The organism is Streptomyces sp. 1-11, assembly GCF_007176755.1.
In the GTDB taxonomy this organism is placed as follows: domain Bacteria; phylum Actinomycetota; class Actinomycetes; order Streptomycetales; family Streptomycetaceae; genus Streptomyces.
In genome coordinates this window covers 138,898-155,074 of the sequence record NZ_BJTV01000005.1, presented here as the reverse complement: position 1 = coordinate 155,074, position 16,177 = coordinate 138,898, and the positions used below count along the sequence as shown (strand labels likewise).

16 protein-coding genes are annotated in these 16,177 nt (G+C 73.2%); 7 read left to right on the top strand and 9 right to left on the bottom strand.

What is annotated here, in order from left to right; translation table 11 throughout:
* Window positions 1-62: 62 nt before the first annotated feature.
* Window positions 63-626, bottom strand: a complete 564-nt coding sequence (locus TNCT1_RS12630; protein ID WP_143630989.1) for a hypothetical protein — start codon at window positions 624-626, stop codon at window positions 63-65.
* A gap of 148 nt (window positions 627-774) precedes the next feature.
* Between TNCT1_RS12630 and TNCT1_RS12625 the strand changes: the two genes are divergently transcribed.
* Window positions 775-2,424: a DNA repair helicase XPB gene (locus TNCT1_RS12625; protein ID WP_143630988.1), complete on the top strand. Its 1,650-nt coding sequence runs from the start codon at window positions 775-777 to the stop codon at window positions 2,422-2,424.
* On the opposite strand, the gene TNCT1_RS12620 is transcribed toward TNCT1_RS12625, so the two are convergent.
* A complete protein-coding gene (locus TNCT1_RS12620; RefSeq protein ID WP_143631515.1) occupies window positions 2,376-3,440 on the bottom strand; it encodes a glycosyltransferase 87 family protein in 1,065 nt (354 codons plus the stop codon). The genes TNCT1_RS12625 and TNCT1_RS12620 overlap by 49 nt on opposite strands.
* Window positions 3,441-3,584: 144 nt before the next feature.
* Window positions 3,585-3,767: a hypothetical protein gene (locus tag TNCT1_RS12615; RefSeq protein WP_143630987.1), complete on the bottom strand. Its 183-nt coding sequence runs from the start codon at window positions 3,765-3,767 to the stop codon at window positions 3,585-3,587.
* A gap of 340 nt (window positions 3,768-4,107) precedes the next feature.
* Here TNCT1_RS12615 and TNCT1_RS12610 point away from each other — a divergent pair, with 340 nt between their 5' ends.
* Window positions 4,108-6,198, top strand: a complete 2,091-nt coding sequence (locus TNCT1_RS12610) for a UvrD-helicase domain-containing protein (protein ID WP_143630986.1) — start codon at window positions 4,108-4,110, stop codon at window positions 6,196-6,198.
* A 140-nt stretch (window positions 6,199-6,338) separates the two neighbouring features.
* Here TNCT1_RS12610 and TNCT1_RS12605 read toward each other — a convergent pair whose 3' ends face one another.
* Both TNCT1_RS12605 and TNCT1_RS12600 read right to left on the bottom strand, forming a co-directional pair.
* Window positions 6,339-7,049: a copper homeostasis protein CutC gene (locus TNCT1_RS12605; RefSeq protein WP_143630985.1), complete on the bottom strand. Its 711-nt coding sequence runs from the start codon at window positions 7,047-7,049 to the stop codon at window positions 6,339-6,341.
* Between the two features lie 91 nt (window positions 7,050-7,140).
* A complete protein-coding gene (locus tag TNCT1_RS12600) occupies window positions 7,141-7,818 on the bottom strand; it encodes a maleylpyruvate isomerase family mycothiol-dependent enzyme (RefSeq protein ID WP_143630984.1) in 678 nt (225 codons plus the stop codon).
* A gap of 51 nt (window positions 7,819-7,869) precedes the next feature.
* Between TNCT1_RS12600 and TNCT1_RS12595 the strand changes: the two genes are divergently transcribed.
* Both TNCT1_RS12595 and TNCT1_RS12590 read left to right on the top strand, forming a co-directional pair.
* Window positions 7,870-8,514, top strand: coding sequence for a hypothetical protein (locus TNCT1_RS12595; RefSeq protein WP_143630983.1), 645 nt, complete (start codon window positions 7,870-7,872; stop codon window positions 8,512-8,514).
* An 89-nt stretch (window positions 8,515-8,603) separates the two neighbouring features.
* Entirely contained in the window at window positions 8,604-9,656 is a 1,053-nt protein-coding gene (locus tag TNCT1_RS12590) for a GNAT family N-acetyltransferase (RefSeq protein ID WP_373920471.1), read from the top strand.
* Here the strand turns inward: TNCT1_RS12590 and TNCT1_RS12585 are convergent.
* On the bottom strand, window positions 9,638-9,916 hold the full coding sequence (locus tag TNCT1_RS12585) for a DUF4031 domain-containing protein (protein ID WP_143630981.1): 279 nt from the start codon (window positions 9,914-9,916) through the stop codon (window positions 9,638-9,640). The genes TNCT1_RS12590 and TNCT1_RS12585 overlap by 19 nt on opposite strands.
* Before the next feature lie 7 nt (window positions 9,917-9,923).
* Entirely contained in the window at window positions 9,924-10,307 is a 384-nt protein-coding gene (locus TNCT1_RS12580; RefSeq protein WP_143630980.1) for a hypothetical protein, read from the bottom strand.
* A 55-nt stretch (window positions 10,308-10,362) separates the two neighbouring features.
* On the opposite strand from TNCT1_RS12580, the gene TNCT1_RS12575 reads away from it, so the two are divergent.
* From TNCT1_RS12575 to TNCT1_RS12565, 3 genes are all read left to right on the top strand, one after another.
* Window positions 10,363-11,268 (top strand): MurR/RpiR family transcriptional regulator, encoded by a 906-nt coding sequence (locus TNCT1_RS12575; RefSeq protein ID WP_143630979.1) that lies wholly within the window; start codon window positions 10,363-10,365, stop codon window positions 11,266-11,268.
* Window positions 11,269-11,302: 34 nt separating this feature from the next.
* Complete coding sequence (gene murQ, locus TNCT1_RS12570) at window positions 11,303-12,226, top strand: N-acetylmuramic acid 6-phosphate etherase (protein ID WP_143630978.1); 924 nt, start codon at window positions 11,303-11,305, stop codon at window positions 12,224-12,226.
* A gap of 130 nt (window positions 12,227-12,356) precedes the next feature.
* Complete coding sequence (locus TNCT1_RS12565; protein WP_143630977.1) at window positions 12,357-12,932, top strand: hypothetical protein; 576 nt, start codon at window positions 12,357-12,359, stop codon at window positions 12,930-12,932.
* Between the two features lie 19 nt (window positions 12,933-12,951).
* Here the strand turns inward: TNCT1_RS12565 and TNCT1_RS12560 are convergent, their stop codons facing one another.
* Together TNCT1_RS12560 and groL are read right to left on the bottom strand one after the other, a co-directional pair.
* Window positions 12,952-14,076, bottom strand: a complete 1,125-nt coding sequence (locus TNCT1_RS12560; protein ID WP_143630976.1) for an NADH:flavin oxidoreductase — start codon at window positions 14,074-14,076, stop codon at window positions 12,952-12,954.
* Between the two features lie 205 nt (window positions 14,077-14,281).
* A complete protein-coding gene (groL, locus tag TNCT1_RS12555) occupies window positions 14,282-15,904 on the bottom strand; it encodes a chaperonin GroEL (RefSeq protein WP_143630975.1) in 1,623 nt (540 codons plus the stop codon).
* Window positions 15,905-16,177 lie beyond the last annotated feature (273 nt).

Below are 16,177 nucleotides of genomic sequence, written 5' to 3'. Positions count from 1 at the left end.
CCGGCCGGGAGTGACACCGGCGCCAGCGTGCCGGTGCCGGGTGGGCGTCGGTCCGGAGCCGGTCAGCAGCCCCGGACCGGGGCGTTCACGGGCAGGCCGAAGTGGGCGCGGGCGGTGGCCTGCAGGGTGCCGGCCGGCATCGAGTCGCCGGGATCCGCCCGGTGGCCGAAGTTGGCGTCCACCCATTGCCCGTACCCCACGCCGTCCGGCGGCCGCAGCGCCGACACCACGCGGTAGCCGCCCGGCGCGCCCGCGTCCTGGCGCAGCCGCAGCACCTGCGGGCCCTGGGCGCCGCCGCACTCCAGCAGCGCGCCCGCCCGCACCCCGTACTCCAGGCACAGCGTGCTCACGCCCGCCCGCACCAGGCCGTCGTGCTCGTCGAGGTCCCGCGCCTGCGCCCGGCAGAACCACCGCGCCCGCAGTCCGGGCACCGCCTCCCCGTACCCGCCGCCCCGGGAGTCGGCCACCAGCCGGGCCTCTATCACCGGCCGCACCGCGCGCCACAGCCGTCCGTCGACACCCGTGCGCCCCTGCAGGCCGTCGCCGCCCTGCCCCATCGCCCACACCCCGGTCGCCACCAGTACCCCCGTGGCCGCCAGACCGGTCCCCCACCTGCCCACCGACATAGCCCCGACCTCCCTCACCGGGCCGCGCCCCGCGCCGTACCCGCAGGTGAAGACCCGCGGCGGGCGCCGAGGGTTGCGGTGGCCACGCCGCGATCACCCGCTGGTAGGGCACACTGGACGTTTGGCCGTGCGGAAGGGAAGTGCGTAGGTGAACGGACCGCTTATCGTCCAGTCGGACAAAACCCTGCTCCTGGAAGTCGACCACGAGCGGGCCGACGACTGCCGTCGGGCCATCGCGCCCTTCGCCGAGCTGGAGCGGGCCCCCGAGCACATCCACACCTACCGGGTCACCCCGCTCGGCCTGTGGAACGCGCGCGCGGCGGGGCACGACGCCGAGCAGGTCGTGGACGCGCTGGTGCAGTACAGCCGCTACCCGGTGCCGCACGCGCTGCTCGTGGACATCGCCGAGACGATGGACCGGTACGGCCGCCTCACCCTCTCCAAGCACCCCGCGCACGGGCTCGTGCTCACCACCACCGACCGCCCGGTGCTGGAGGAGGTGCTGAAGTCCAAGCGGATCGCCCCGCTGGTCGGCGCCCGCATCGATCCGGACACCGTCATCGTGCACCCGTCCGAGCGCGGGCAGATCAAGCAGACGCTGCTGAAGCTGGGCTGGCCGGCCGAGGACCTCGCCGGGTACGTGGACGGCGAGGCGCACCAGATCGACCTGCTGGAGGACGGCTGGGCGCTGCGCCCCTACCAGAAGCAGGCCGTGGAGAACTTCTGGCACGGCGGCAGCGGTGTCGTCGTGCTGCCCTGCGGCGCGGGGAAGACGCTGGTCGGCGCCGGGTCGATGGCCCAGGCGAAGTCCACCACCCTGATCCTGGTCACCAACACCGTCTCCGCCCGGCAGTGGAAGCACGAGCTGGTGAAGCGGACCTCGCTGACCGAGGACGAGATCGGCGAGTACAGCGGGACCAGGAAGGAGATCCGCCCGGTCACCATCGCCACCTACCAGGTGCTGACGACCCGGCGGAAGGGCGTCTACCCGCACCTGGAGCTCTTCGACTCCCGTGACTGGGGGCTCATCGTCTACGACGAGGTGCACCTGCTGCCCGCTCCGGTCTTCAAGTTCACCGCCGATCTCCAGGCGCGGCGGCGGCTGGGACTCACCGCCACCCTGGTGCGCGAGGACGGGCGCGAGTCGGACGTGTTCTCCCTCATCGGGCCCAAGCGGTTCGACGCGCCCTGGAAGGAGATCGAGGCGCAGGGCTACATCGCGCCGGCGGACTGCGTCGAGGTCCGGGTCAACCTGACCGACTCCGAGCGGCTGGCGTACGCGACCGCCGAGACGGAGGAGAAGTACCGCTTCTGCGCCACCACCGCGACCAAGCGGAAGGTCACGGAGGCGATCGTGCGCCGGTTCGCCGGGCAGCAGATCCTCGTCATCGGCCAGTACATCGACCAGCTCGACGAGCTGGGCGAGCACCTTGGCGCCCCGGTCATCAAGGGCGAGACCTCCAACGCCCAGCGCGAGAAGCTCTTCGACGCCTTCCGCGAGGGCGAGATCAGCGTGCTGGTCGTCTCCAAGGTCGCCAACTTCTCCATCGACCTGCCCGAGGCCACGGTCGCCGTCCAGGTGTCCGGCACCTTCGGCTCCCGCCAGGAGGAGGCCCAGCGGCTCGGCCGGGTGCTGCGCCCCAAGGCAGACGGCCACCAGGCCCACTTCTACTCGGTCGTCGCCCGCGACACCATCGACCAGGACTTCGCCGCCCACCGCCAGCGGTTCCTGGCGGAACAGGGCTACTCCTACCGGATCGTGGACGCCGACGAGATCCTGGCCGAGGGCACCGGCTGAGCCGCGGTGAACGCGGCGCCCGCCAGCAGCGCGAGCCCCAGCAGCGGGTAGGGCGAGGCCAGCGGCTGCTGCCACCAGGACAGGCGCAGGTCGTCGTCGCCCTGGTGGGGCACCAGCCACAGCGTGCGGGCGGTGAACACGGCCGCCGTCACGCCCGCGACCAGGGCGCGGCCGTCGGCCAGCAGCACCGCGAGCAGCGGCACGCACCACACCCAGTGGTGTGACCAGCTGATCGGCGAGATCAGCAGGGCCGTGAGCGCGGTCAGCAGGACGCCGTGGCGGTCGTGCCGGGCGCGGGCCGCCAGGTACAGGCCGGCCACGCCCACGGCCGCCGCCGGGAGGAACCAGCGGGGCCCCGGCGCCGGGTCGTGCAGCGCGCGGGCGATCAGCCCCTGCAGGGACTGGTTGTCCACGATCCACGCCTTGCCCACCCGGCCGGTCTCGTACAGCCGCCGCGTCCAGTACTCGGCGCTCGCCGCGGGGAGCAGCAGGACGCCGAAGAGGACGGTGGCGGTGAAGGCCGCCGTCGCCGTGGCCGCCTCGCGCATGCGGCCCCTCAGCAGCAGGTAGGCGATGAAGAGCGCCGGGGTGAGTTTGACGCCGGTCGCCAGGCCGAGGGCCAGTCCCTTTCCCCGGGCGCCCGGGGGGCGGGTCAGGTCCCACAGGACCAGGCAGGTGACGGCGAGGTTGATCTGGCCGAAGAGGACGGTCTGGAAGACCGGTTCGAGCCAGAGGGCCAGGGCGGTGGCCGTGCAGAGCAACGGCGGAGGCAGGGGCGGAGGGCGGGAGGCGAGCCGGGCGGAGAGGGTGACCAGCGTGGCGAGCAGGAGCGCGTTGCCCGCGAGGAACGCCGCCTTCAGGACGGGGGCCGCGATCCAGGCCGCGGGGGCGAACAGGGTCGCCGCGAAGGGCGGGTAGGTCGCCGGAAGCCGCCAGTGGGTGACCGTGAAGCCGTACAGGTCGCCGCCGTGCAGGGCGGCGGCGCCCTCGGCCCGGTAGACCAGCACATCGGCCATCGGGGCCCGCTGCAGCAGGCACAGGGCGGCGAAGGAGCAGAGGGAGACCGCCAGGAGAAGCGGCGGGAGGAACGAGGGGATACCAGGTGGCAGGGCGAGGAGGGGCTTCACCGTCCGTTTCCGCACGGAGGTGACCCTATGCCGTCACTTGCGGCGTATGCCCGCTTCCTCGCCGTACTCGCCGAGGATCACGACCTCGAACGCGGCCTCCGCGAACACCTTCACGGCGCGCAGGACGTTGCCGAGGGGGTGGTGATGGGGGCCGTCCAGGGCCGTGGCGCCGGACGGCGGCCGGAGCGGGGCTGGAGAGATGGTCGCTGCACTCATGTCTCCATGGTGGAACGCGGGACGCCTGTCCGGAATCGGTCTCCGGGTCCAATTACCGCGAGCCGCGCATAGCCCTCCGGGTGGAGCGCACCCCTACACCCGATCGATCTCGTCCCTTAAGGGGCGGCACGGCGGAGAGAAAGGCCCGGGCGCGCAGCAGAGAATCGGACGGACCTAAATCCATTGGCTCCTCGCCCCCTCCCTCACCTAAGATCTCCGCTCTTGCCCGCCTCCTCTCGGAGTGCCGCCGCCCGGCCGGAAACCGGACGGCATCGTCGCCGGCCCGAAGACCGACGGCATTCGTCGTAGCCACGCAGCAGGCCCACCCGGAGGCACCCCCTTGTCCACGCCCGCCCACGAACAGCTCGACGGCCCGCTCGACGGCTCGCCGGACGCCCCGCTCGACGACCCGCTGGCCCGGGAACGCTCCCACCTGGCCTCGTCCCGGTCGGCCCTGCGCGCCATGCGCGAGGACGTCGAGGCGCTGGACATCCGCGACGTCACCGCGAACTGGGTCAACGCCGCGGTGCTCGCCCACCAGATCGACGAGCGCATCAAGGCGCTGGCCGACCTCAGCGACACCCCGCTGTTCTTCGGCCGGCTCGACTACCTGCACGCCCCCGGCGCGTCGCAGGCCGAGGGCGCGGAGGGCGAGCAGTTCTACATCGGGCGGCGGCACGTGCACGACGCCGACGGCGACCCGATGGTCATCGACTGGCGGGCCCCGGTCTCGCAGCCCTTCTACCGCGCGTCCAAGAAGAACCCGATGGACGTCGCGCTGCGCCGCCGCTTCGGCTACACCGGCGGCGACCTCACGGCGTACGAGGACGAGCACCTGTCCGACCCGGCCGAGGCGGCCACCACCAGCAAACTGCTCCAGCAGGAGATCGAGCGGCCGCGCGTCGGCCCGATGCGCGACATCGTGGCCACTATCCAGCCCGAGCAGGACGAGATCGTCCGCAGCGGGCTCGGCGGCACCGTCTGCGTGCAGGGAGGTCCCGGCACCGGGAAGACGGCCGTCGGCCTGCACCGGGTCGCCTACCTCCTCTACGCCCACCGGGAGCGGCTCGCGCGCACCGGCACGCTGGTCATCGGCCCGAACCGGTCCTTCCTGCACTACATCGAGCAGGTCCTGCCGGCGCTGGGCGAGCTGACCGTGCAGCAGGCGACCGTGGACGACCTGGTCGCGCAGGTGGAGGTGCGCGGCGCGGACGACGCGGCCGCCGCCGTGATCAAGGGCGACGCCCGCCTCGCCGAGGTGCTGCGCCGGGCCCTGTACTCCCATGTGAGCACGCCCGCCGAGCCGGTCGTGGTGGTGCGCGGCTCGCGGCGCTGGCGCGTCCCGGCGTACGAACTGGAGGAGCTGGTACGCGAGTTGCTGGACCGCGACATCCGCTACGGCGCCGCGCGCGAGGCCCTGCCGCAGCGGATCGCGCACGCGGTGCTGGTGCAGATGGAGCGGTCCGGGGAGGCGCCGGACGACCGGGTGCAGGACGCGGTCGCGCGCAACAGCGCGGTCAAGGCGGCCGTCAAGCAGGTCTGGCCGGCCGTGGACCCGGCGAAGCTCGTGCTGCGGCTGCTCACCGACGCCGACTTCCTCGCCGAGCACGCCGAGGGACTCCTGGACGAGGACGAGCAGAAGACCATCCTGTGGGCCAGGCCGGTGCGCAGCGTGAAGTCGGCGAAGTGGTCGGCGGCGGACGCGGTGCTGATCGACGAGGCGACCGACCTGATCCAGCGCACGCACTCGCTGGGCCACGTCGTCCTGGACGAGGCGCAGGACCTGTCCCCCATGCAGTACCGGGCCGTGGGGCGCCGCTGCACCACCGGCAGCGCGACCGTCCTCGGCGACCTGGCGCAGGGCACCACGCCGTGGGCGACCCGGAGCTGGGAGGAGGCGCTGGCCCACCTCGGCAAGCGCGAGGGGGTCGTCGAGGAGCTGACGGCCGGTTTCCGCGTCCCCACCGACGTCATCACGTACGCCTCCCGGCTGCTCCCGCACATCGCGCCGGGGCTCACCCCGGTCGCCTCGGTCCGTGAGAACCCGGGCTTCTTCGAGGTCCGCCCGATCGACGGGCCGGCCGACGTGGTCGCCGCCTGCGAGGAGTCGCTGCGCAACGAGGGGTCGACGGGCCTGATCGCCGCGGACGCCCGTGTCCCGGTGCTCGCCGAGGCGCTGGCCGCGGCCGGCATCGCCCACCTGGCCCCGGGTGAGGAGACGACCCGCGAGACCCGGCTCACCCTGGTGCCGGCCTCCCTCGCCAAGGGCCTCGAGTACGACTACGTCGTGCTGGACGAGCCGGGGGCGGTGGTGGACGGCGAGCCGGACGAACGGACCGGACTGCGCCGCCTGTACGTGGCCCTGACCCGTGCGGTGTCCGGCCTGATCGTGACGCACACGGCCCCACTGCCGGAGCAGCTCGCCGAATAGGGGCAGTTGGCGGGCGGCGGACGGCGCCCGGCCGGGCCTGCCAGCGCCGGAGCGCCCTGACCCGCGGCAGGCGGCGGGATCCCCTGCCGGTGTGCGGCCCGTACCGGCGGGTGCCCGCCGCTGGTGTCCTGGAGGGGCCCTTAGGACCTGGCCAGGGCCGCGTCCGCGTCGAGCACCGACCGCCACTGCTCGACCGCCGTCGCCGAGACCGGTCCGAGCCAGCCGTCGGGGCGGGCCGCACCGCCGATGTGGAACGCCTCGATCCCGGCGGCGCGCAGCCGCGGCACATGGTCGAGGCGCAGTCCCCCGCCCACCATGATCTGCTGCTCGTAGCCGGGCTCGCCGCACAGCGCCGCCTCGGCGACCAGGGTCGGCAGGCCGTCGTCCACGCCGGTCGCGGCTCCGGCCGTCAGATACGTGTCCAGACCGGGCAGCCCGGCGATCCGGCGGCGCAGGGCGTCGCGGTCGGCGGTGCGGTCGATGGCCCGGTGGAAGGTCCAGCGGCAGCCGTCCAGCGCGGCCACCAGCCGCTCCACCGCGGCCAGGTCGACCGCGCCCACCGGGTCGAGGAACCCGAGCACGAACTGGTCGGCGCCCGCGTCCCGCATCTCCCGCGCGAGCGCGACCAGCCGGTCCACGTCACCGGCCGCGAACCCGTCCGCCAGCCGCAGCATCACGCGCAGGTCGATGTCGACGGCGGCCCGGATGCCGGCGACGGTGGCGGCCGGCGGGGTGAGTCCGTCGGCCGCCATCTCGGTGACCAGCTCGAGGCGGTCCGCGCCTCCGGCCTGGGCGGCGACCGCGTCCTCGATGTCGAGGGCGATCACCTCCAGGACTGCACGCTTGCTCATGGCACCCCATTCATCGGCGGTATTCGTCGGCGGTTCATCGACGGCTACAGGTCTAGTCCAATCCAAGACTACGCCGATCCGGGGACGCCCTTCAGCCGAAGATGTTCAGCTCTCCCTCCCGCGCCCCCGCCAGCTCGTACCCCGCCCCGGACAGCGGCCGCCCGGAGTACAGCCGTACGAGGGTCGGCGCATCGCCGATGTAGCGGGCGGGCGGGGCGTCCGCGGCCACGGCGCCCAGCCGCAGCGGCTCGTCCATGTCGTCGAGGTCGGCGTGCAGCGACAGGTGCTCCTTGTCACGCGTGACCCGGGCCAGCAGCGCCAGCGCGTCCGGCAGCCCGGCGCCCGCGTAGGCCCCGGGCTCGCCCAAAACCTCCCGCACGTCCCCGGCGTGCACCCACTCGCCCAGCGCGACCATGTCCAGCACCCCGCCGGCCTTGGCGATCACCGGCCCCGCCTCGGCCATCCCGCGCTCCAGCTCGTCCACGACCTGGGCGTTCGTCCACCGGGCGCGTTCGGCGATGTCCCGGTCGTTGGACTCGGGCGAGAACACGCCCTTCTCGAACCGGCTCTGCACCACCCGGGTCAGCGCGGCGGAACAGTGCGCCAGCACGTCCCGCACGGTCCATCCCGGACACGCGAGGGTCGGCAGCGCGAAGTCCGCGTCCGCACGCGCCCGCAGCAGCGGTATCAACACGTCCCGCTCGGCGGCCAGGAGCCGGCCGGGCAGCTCGGGGTCTCGTACGTCGTGCACATCCGCAGGAGTCGTCATGGGTGTCACGCTAGGGGGCCGATGAGCACACGTCACGGAACAATGGGGGGTATGGCCGACCTCGACGCCCTGCGTGCCCGCTTCGCCCGCGCCCTGGAAGGAGCCCGCGGCCCCGGCGGCGGCCCCGATCCCGCCCGGTACGCCGACAACCTCCTGGCCCGCTGGCAGGAGCCGCAGCGGCACTACCACACGCTGACCCACCTCACCGCGGTCCTCGACCACGTCGACACCCTGGAGAAGTACGCCGCCGACCCGGACGTGGTCCGGCTGGCCGCCTGGTTCCACGACGCGGTGTACCTGCCCGACCGCTCCGAGAACGAGGAGCGCTCCGCGGCGCTGGCCGAGCGCGCGCTGCCCGAGGCGGGCGTACCGGCGCCGAAGACGGCCGAGGCCGCCCGTCTGGTCCGCCTCACCGTCACCCACGCCCCCGCCGCCGACGACCCCGACGGCCAGGTCCTGTGCGACGCCGACCTGGCCGTCCTGGCCTCGCCCCCGTCGGAGTACGCCCACTACACGGCCGAGGTCCGCGAGGAGTACCACTTCATCCCCAGCGACGCCTTCCGCGAGGGCCGGGCCGCCATCCTGCGCCAACTCCTCGGCCTGCCACGCCTCTTCCACACCCCGCACGGCCGGGAGCACTGGGAACGCACGGCTCGCTACAACCTCACGGGCGAGCTGGAACTGCTGTCGGGCTGAGGAGTTCGGCCGGACAACCGGAAATACCGTCGCCCCCCTCGGGCCGCACCCCTAGGGTTCGCCCCATGCGACCTATGAACGGGGAAGACGTGACCAAGGCCGTCGACGGGTGCCTCGCGGTGCTCGGGCCGGTGGCGGGGCGGGACTGGGAGGAGGTGCGGGGCGCCGGTCTGGAGTGGAGCTGCCGGAGGACCGTGGAGCACGTCGCGAGTGATCTGATCGCCTACGCGGGCCAGTTGGCCGGCCGGCCGCAGGACGCCTACACACCCTTCGAGATCCGGATCGACGAGGACACCGACAACGCCGGCCTGCTGGAGGTCGTGCGGACGACGGGTGCGCTGCTCGCCGCCGCCGTACGCACCACCCCGCCGCACGTACGCGCCTTCCACCCCTTCCCCTTCCGCACCGCCGACCGCGAGGGCTTCGCCGCGATGGGCGTCGCCGAGGTGATCCTGCACACGCACGACGTGGCCCGGGCGCTCGGCGTCGCCTACGAGCCGGCCGACCATCTCGCCGACGCCGTGCTCGGCTGGCTGTTCCCGCACGTGCAGCCCGGGCCCGCGGCCTGGCCGACCCTGCTGTGGGCGACCGGCCGGGGCGAACTGCCGGGGCGGGCCCCGGTCACCGAGTGGCGCTGGAACAACAACCTCGTCCTGCCCGCCGAGCGGCTCGATCTGGTCGGACTGCGGCCGGCCGTCGCCCGCGATCTCCGGCTCGGCGGCGACGGGGGGCTGGACTGGCTCGAGGGCGGGCCGTACGAGGGCACGCGGGAGGCCGCCGGCTTCATGGTGAAGGCGTACGAAGGGGGCGTGCACCGGCCGGAGTTCGGGGTCTTCGCACTGGTGCGGAAGGAGGACGGCCGCGCGGTCGGCGGCATCGGCTTCCACGGCGTGCCGGACGAGGACGGCCGGGTGGAGATCGGCTACGACCTGGTGGAGGGCGCCCGCGGCCAGGGCTACGCCACCGAGGCCGTGCGCGCGCTGGCGGACTGGGCGCTGGCCCGGGACGACGTCGCCTCGCTGTTCGCGACCGTGGAGCGGGAGAACACCGCCTCGCAGGCCGTGCTGGGCCGGGCCGGCTTCGCACGGGTCAGCGAGGAGGACGGCAGCGGCGCCGAGTTCGCCTACGAACTGCGGCGCTGAGCGAGCCCCTTGGGCCGGCGCAGCCCCGCCGCGCGCAGCAGCCGCACCACCTCGCGACTGCTGATCTGCACGGCCCCGGCGGCCACCGCGTCCGCGTACCGGTGCGACGGAAGGTCGTAGTGGTCGCGTTCGAAGGCCCGCCGGGGCACGCCGAGCCCGGCGGCGAACACGTGCAGTTCGTCGTAGGAGGCGTCGCTCACCAGGTGCGACCACATGCGGCCGTGGCCGGGCCAGGCCGGCGGGTCGATGTAGACGGTCACGGGCGCCTCATGAGGTGTGCGTCCCGCCCGTGGCCCCGCCGAGCGACCCCACCGAGGCGACCTTGACGCCGGCCTTGTGGCACACCCAGTGCGGGTCGGGGCCCAGTTCCGGCTCGACGTCCAGGGCGTGCGGGTCGCCCGCGCCGCACACCGGGCACAGCGGCCAGCGGCCGTAGCGCTCCAGCAGCGCGTCCTGGACGTCCTGCGCGACGAGCCCGGGCAGGAAGGGCACGCCGTCCGGCCACTGCTCGACCCACCAGCGCCGTTCGGCGACGGAGTCCTCCACCAGTGAGACCACGTCTGCCTCGGCGACCTGGCCCGCGACCAGGTCGGCGAGCACCAGCGCGCGGGCCGTGTGCAGCGCCTGCTCGAGCGGGGTGAATGACTCCATGGTCCCATTGTGCGCACTCTTGACCGCGAGACCGAACCGAAAATATCTTTCATCGGTGACCCAGGACGTGAAGGAAATTTTCGGCAGTCCGGTCGGCTCCCTCGCCGCGAAGGTGCGTACCCTCGCGCCGTCCATGACCCGCTCCATGCAGCGCGTCGCCGAGGCCGTCGCAGGCGATCCGGCCGGCTGCGCCGCCCTCACGGTCACCGGCCTCGCCGAACTGACCGGCACCAGCGAGGCGACGGTCGTCCGCACCGCCCGCCTGCTCGGCTACCCCGGTTACCGCGATCTGCGCCTCGCGCTCGCCGGCCTGGCCGCCCAGCAGCAGTCGGGCCGGGCGCCCGCGATCACGACGGACATCGCGGTGGACGACCCCATCGCCGACGTCGTGACCAAGCTCGCCTACGAGGAGCAGCAGACCCTGGCCGACACCGCCGCCGGGCTCGACACCGCACAGCTCGGCGCGGCCGTCACCGCGCTCGCGGGCGCCCGCCGCACCGATGTGTACGGGATCGGCGCGTCCGGTCTCGTCGCCCAGGACCTGACCCAGAAACTGCTGCGGATAGGGCTCATAGCCCACGCGCACAGCGATCCGCACCTCGCCGTGACCAACGCGGTGCAGCTCCGCTCGGGTGACGTGGCGATCGCCATCACCCACTCGGGTTCCACCGGCGACGTCATCGAGCCGCTCCGGGTCGCGTTCGACCGCGGGGCGACCACCGTCGCCATCACCGGCAGGCCCGACTCGCCGGTGACGCAGTACGCCGACCACGTGCTGACGACGTCCACGTCACGGGAGACGGAGCTGCGGCCCGCCGCGATGTCCTCCCGGACCAGTCAGCTCCTGGTGGTGGACTGCCTGTTCGTCGGGGTGGCACAGCGGACGTACGAGAGTGCGGCGCCCGCGCTGGCCGCGTCCTACGAGGCGCTGGCACACCGGCACCGCTCCACCCCCAGGTGACTGCAAGCACGCGAATCGGAGAGAGCCACCCCCCATGACCTCCCAAGACCTGCGCAGTGAGCTGGAGTCCCTCACCACGGAAGCGTTCCGGCCGGAACTCGCCGAGATCGACCGGCTGCCCACCCTCGACATCGCACGCCTCATGAACGGCGAGGACGCGGGCGTGCCCGCCGCCGTCGCCGCGCGCCTGCCGCAGATCGCGGCGGCCATCGACGCCGTGGCCGAGCGCATGGCCCGCGGCGGGCGCCTGGTCTACGCCGGCGCCGGCACCGCCGGGCGGCTCGGCGTCCTCGACGCCTCCGAGTGCCCGCCGACCTTCAACACCGAGCCCGGCCAGGTGGCCGGTCTGATCGCGGGCGGCCCCGAGGCGATGGTCACCTCGGTCGAGGGCGCCGAGGACTCCGCGGAACTGGCCCGCGAGGACCTCGACGCGCTGAAGATCGGGCCCGAGGACACGGTGGTCGGCATCTCCGCCTCCGGCCGCACCCCGTACGCCGTCGGCGCCGTCGAGCACGCCCGCGCGCTGGGCGCCCTGACCATCGGCCTGTCCTGCAACGAGCACAGCGCGCTCGCGGCCGCCGCCGAGCACGGCATCGAGGTCGTCGTCGGGCCCGAACTGCTCACCGGATCGACCCGGCTGAAGGCAGGCACGGCACAGAAGCTGGTGCTCAACATGCTGTCGACGATCACCATGATCCGGCTGGGGAAGACGTACGGGAACCTGATGGTCGACGTCCGCGCCTCCAACGCCAAGCTGCGGGCCCGTTCCCGCCGCATCGTCTCGCTGGCCACCGGAGCCCCCGACGAGGAGGTCGAGAGGGCGCTCACCGAGGCGGGCGGCGAGGTGAAGAACGCCATCCTGATCGTCCTCGCCGGTGTCGACGGCCCCACGGCCGCCCGCCGCCTGGCGGACTCCGCCGGCCATCTGCGCGCCGCGCTGGGCACGACGGCCACCTGAGCGGGCGCCGGCCGGGGCGTACCACCGCCGCCGGGGCGTACCACCGGCCGCGGGCGCGTTACCGTCGAACTGCCGGCTCCGGCCGGCGCCACCCTGCACCCGGAGAAGCCGAAGGACTGCGCGGACCGACATGAACCACGCCCAGCTCACCGCCCTCGGACGTGCCCTCAGGCTGCTCGGGGAGCACGGGGAGGCCCTGTCCGCCGACACCCCGGACGCCCGGCTGCACGAGGTCAAGGCCGATCTGCGGCGGGCCCTGGACCTGCTGGACGAGACCGTGGGGGCGGGGGCGCCCACCACCCGGTGCCCCGAGCACCCGCACGGCCCCGTCGACAGGAGCGCGCCCGATCTGTGCCTGCTGTGCGAGACCCGGCGCCGGGCCGCCCGGCGCTCGGAGTACCAGAGCGGCGGCCGGGCGCAGGCGGACGCCGCGCCCGCCGCCGGGACCTCTCGGTACGGCGTGCGCGCAGACCGCCCCCAGCCCCAGCAGCGGTGGCTGCCGGAGGCGTGGAACGGGCGGGAGTGGCAGCTGTGCGGGACGCCCCGGCGGGACCGGCGGGAGGCCGAGGCGTACCTCGCCGCCCAGCGGCGCGGCTCCCGGCCGGCGATGGCCTACCGGCTGGTGCACGAGTTCACCGACTACGAGGTGCTGCGGGTGTGGGGGACGCCCGTCCAGGTCGACATCGAGCCGATGGGCAACCTGTAGGCGTCCCCGGGACCACGCCTCAGCTCAGGGACTGCAGCGCGGCCGCGTCGTACGGCTTCAGCTCGTCGAAGCGGTCGCCGAGCACCTTGGCCGCCCACTCGGGGTCCTGCAGCAGGGCGCGGCCGACGGCCACCATGTCGAACTCCTCGGCCTCCAGGCGGTCGAGCAGGTTGTCGATGCCCTTGACCGGGGAGCCCTCGCCCTGGAAGGCGTTGATGAAGTCGCCGTCGAGGCCGACCGAGCCGACGGTGATGACCGGCTTGCCGGTGAGCTTCTTCGTCCAGCCCGCGAGGTTCAGGTCGGAGCCCTCGAACTCGGGGAGCCAGTAGCGGCGGGTGGAGGCGTGGAAGACGTCGACGCCCGCGGCGGCCAGCGGGGCGAGGATCGCCTCCAGCTCCTCGGGGGTCTCGGCGAGGCGGGCGTCGTAGGCCTCCTGCTTCCACTGCGAGAAGCGGAAGATGACCGGGAAGTCCGGGGAGACGGCGGCGCGGACGGCCGCCACGATCTGCGCGGCGAAGGTGGTGCGGGCGACCGGGTCGCCGCCGTAGGCGTCGGTGCGGCGGTTGGTGCCCTCCCACAGGAACTGGTCGAGCAGGTAGCCGTGGGCGCCGTGGATCTCCACGCCGTCGAAGCCGATGCGCTCGGCGTCGGCCGCGGCCTGGGCGAAGGCGCCGATGACGGCGTCGATGTCGTCCTGGGTCATGGGCGTGGCGTCCTCGGTGCCGTCCACGCGCAGCCCGGAGGGGCCGTGGGAGGGGGCGTCCGGGTGGGGGTTCTGGCCCTGCTTGCGGACGGTGCCGATGTGCCAGAGCTGCGGGACGATGGTGCCGCCCGCCTGGTGCACGGCCTCGGCGACCTTCGCCCAGCCGGCGAGCTGCTCCTCGCCGTGGAACCGGGGCACCCGGCTGCTGCCGCCCGCGGACTCGTGGCCGACGTAGGTGCCCTCGGTGACGATCAGGCCGACGCCGGCGGCGGCGCGCCGGGCGTAGTAGGAGACCACGTCCTCGCCGGGGACGCCGCCGGGGGAGAACATCCGGGTCATCGGCGCCATCACGATGCGGTTGGGGACGGTCAGACCGCCCAGGGTGATGGGGCGGGAGAGGATCTGGGCCGCGCGGGAGGCGGGGGGCGGCGTGACGGTCACGTGGGGGCTCCTCGGTGACGACTCGGTTGACCGATTGGTATGTGCGCACGCATTGTTGCAGCTCCTTAAGCAAACCTCCCAGGGGCGGTGGCGCATTCCGCCGGCGGCCGAGCGGCGCTGTGATCCCGGACACGCCCGAGGGCGGCACCCCCTGCCACAGACAGGGGGTACCGCCCTCGGAAAGGACAGGCCGATCCGCGTGGGATCAGAAGTCCATGTCACCGCCCGGCATGCCGCCCGGAGCGGCCGCGGCGGCCTTCTCCGGCTTGTCGGCGATGACGGCCTCGGTGGTGAGGAACAGCGCGGCGATGGAGGCGGCGTTCTGCAGCGCGGAACGGGTCACCTTCGCCGGGTCGATGATGCCCTCGGCGACCAGGTCGACGTACTCGCCGGTCGCGGCGTTCAGGCCGTGGCCCGGGGTCAGGTTGCGCACCTTCTCCACCACGACACCGCCCTCGAGGCCGGCGTTGACGGCGATCTGCTTCAGCGGGGCCTCGAGCGCGAGCTTCACGGCCTGGGCGCCGGTCGCCTCGTCACCCTCGAGCTCCAGCTTCTCGAAGACCTGGGAGGCCTGCAGCAGGGCCACGCCACCACCGGCGACGATGCCCTCCTCGACGGCGGCCTTCGCGTTGCGGACGGCGTCCTCGATGCGGTGCTTGCGCTCCTTGAGCTCCACCTCGGTGGCGGCGCCGGCCTTGATGACCGCGACACCGCCGGCGAGCTTCGCCAGGCGCTCCTGCAGCTTCTCGCGGTCGTAGTCCGAGTCGCTGTTCTCGATCTCGGCGCGGATCTGGTTCACACGGCCGTTGACCTGCTCCGAGGAGCCGGCACCGTCGACGATGGTGGTCTCGTCCTTGGTGATGACGACCTTGCGGGCGCGGCCCAGGAGGTCCAGGGTCGCGTTCTCCAGCTTGAGGCCGACCTCCTCGGAGATGACCTCGCCGCCCGTGAGGATGGCGATGTCGCCGAGCATGGCCTTGCGGCGGTCGCCGAAGCCCGGGGCCTTGACGGCGACGGACTTGAAGGTGCCGCGGATCTTGTTCACGACCAGGGTCGACAGGGCCTCGCCCTCGACGTCCTCGGCGATGATCAGCAGCGGCTTGCCCGACTGCATGACCTTCTCCAGCAGCGGGAGCAGGTCCTTGACGGAGCCGATCTTGGAGTTGGCGATGAGGATGTACGGGTCCTCGAGCGACGCCTCCATGCGCTCCATGTCGGTGGCGAAGTAGGCGGAGATGTAGCCCTTGTCGAAGCGCATGCCCTCGGTGAGCTCGAGCTCGAGGCCGAAGGTGTTGCTCTCCTCGACGGTGATGACGCCTTCCTTGCCGACCTTGTCCATGGCCTCGGCGATGAGCTCGCCGATCTGGGTGTCGGCGGCGGAGATGGACGCGGTGGAGGCGATCTGCTCCTTGGTCTCGACGTCCTTCGCCTGCTCCAGCAGGGCGGCGGAGACGGCCTCGACGGCCTTCTCGATACCGCGCTTCAGGGCCATCGGGTTGGCGCCGGCGGCCACGTTGCGCAGGCCTTCCTTGACCAGGGCCTGGGCCAGCACGGTCGCGGTGGTCGTACCGTCGCCGGCGACGTCGTCCGTCTTCTTGGCGACTTCCTTGACCAGCTCGGCGCCGATCTTCTCGTACGGGTCCTCGAGCTCGATCTCCTTGGCGATGGAGACACCATCGTTGGTGATCGTGGGGGCGCCCCACTTCTTCTCGAGGACGACGTTGCGGCCCTTGGGGCCGAGCGTCACCTTGACGGCGTCCGCGAGCTGGTTCATGCCGCGCTCGAGGCCGCGCCGCGCCTCCTCGTCGAACGCGATGATCTTGGCCATGTGAAGTGGTCCCTCCAGGACTGGGGGTGATTCCTTCGGACCGCGCCCGCGCCCGCGACGGACGGCTCGCCTGCCGCGTGGTTCCTTGCCCCACTTGGCCTGCGGGCCTCACCGACCCGGTCCTCACTGTCACTCTCACCTTCAGAGTGCTAACGCCAATGATTAGCACTCGGCATGGTCGAGTGCAAGCGCCTTCGGGGTTGCGGGGCGCTGTCAGCCCCCGGCGAACAGGGGGGCGCGCGGCCCGGGCGCGTGGGCGCCCCCGCCCCGGCG

Coding starts and splice junctions, on each gene's coding strand:
- TNCT1_RS12630 (WP_143630989.1), bottom strand. CDS start 626: ATGTCGGTGGGCAGGTGGGGGACCGGTCTGGCGGCCACGGGGGTACTG.
- TNCT1_RS12620 (WP_143631515.1), bottom strand. CDS start 3,440: ATGGCCGATGTGCTGGTCTACCGGGCCGAGGGCGCCGCCGCCCTGCAC.
- TNCT1_RS12615 (WP_143630987.1), bottom strand. CDS start 3,767: ATGAGTGCAGCGACCATCTCTCCAGCCCCGCTCCGGCCGCCGTCCGGC.
- TNCT1_RS12605 (WP_143630985.1), bottom strand. CDS start 7,049: ATGAGCAAGCGTGCAGTCCTGGAGGTGATCGCCCTCGACATCGAGGAC.
- TNCT1_RS12600 (WP_143630984.1), bottom strand. CDS start 7,818: ATGACGACTCCTGCGGATGTGCACGACGTACGAGACCCCGAGCTGCCC.
- TNCT1_RS12595 (WP_143630983.1), top strand. CDS start 7,870: ATGGCCGACCTCGACGCCCTGCGTGCCCGCTTCGCCCGCGCCCTGGAA.
- TNCT1_RS12580 (WP_143630980.1), bottom strand. CDS start 10,307: ATGGAGTCATTCACCCCGCTCGAGCAGGCGCTGCACACGGCCCGCGCG.
- murQ (WP_143630978.1), top strand. CDS start 11,303: ATGACCTCCCAAGACCTGCGCAGTGAGCTGGAGTCCCTCACCACGGAA.
- TNCT1_RS12565 (WP_143630977.1), top strand. CDS start 12,357: ATGAACCACGCCCAGCTCACCGCCCTCGGACGTGCCCTCAGGCTGCTC.
- groL (WP_143630975.1), bottom strand. CDS start 15,904: ATGGCCAAGATCATCGCGTTCGACGAGGAGGCGCGGCGCGGCCTCGAG.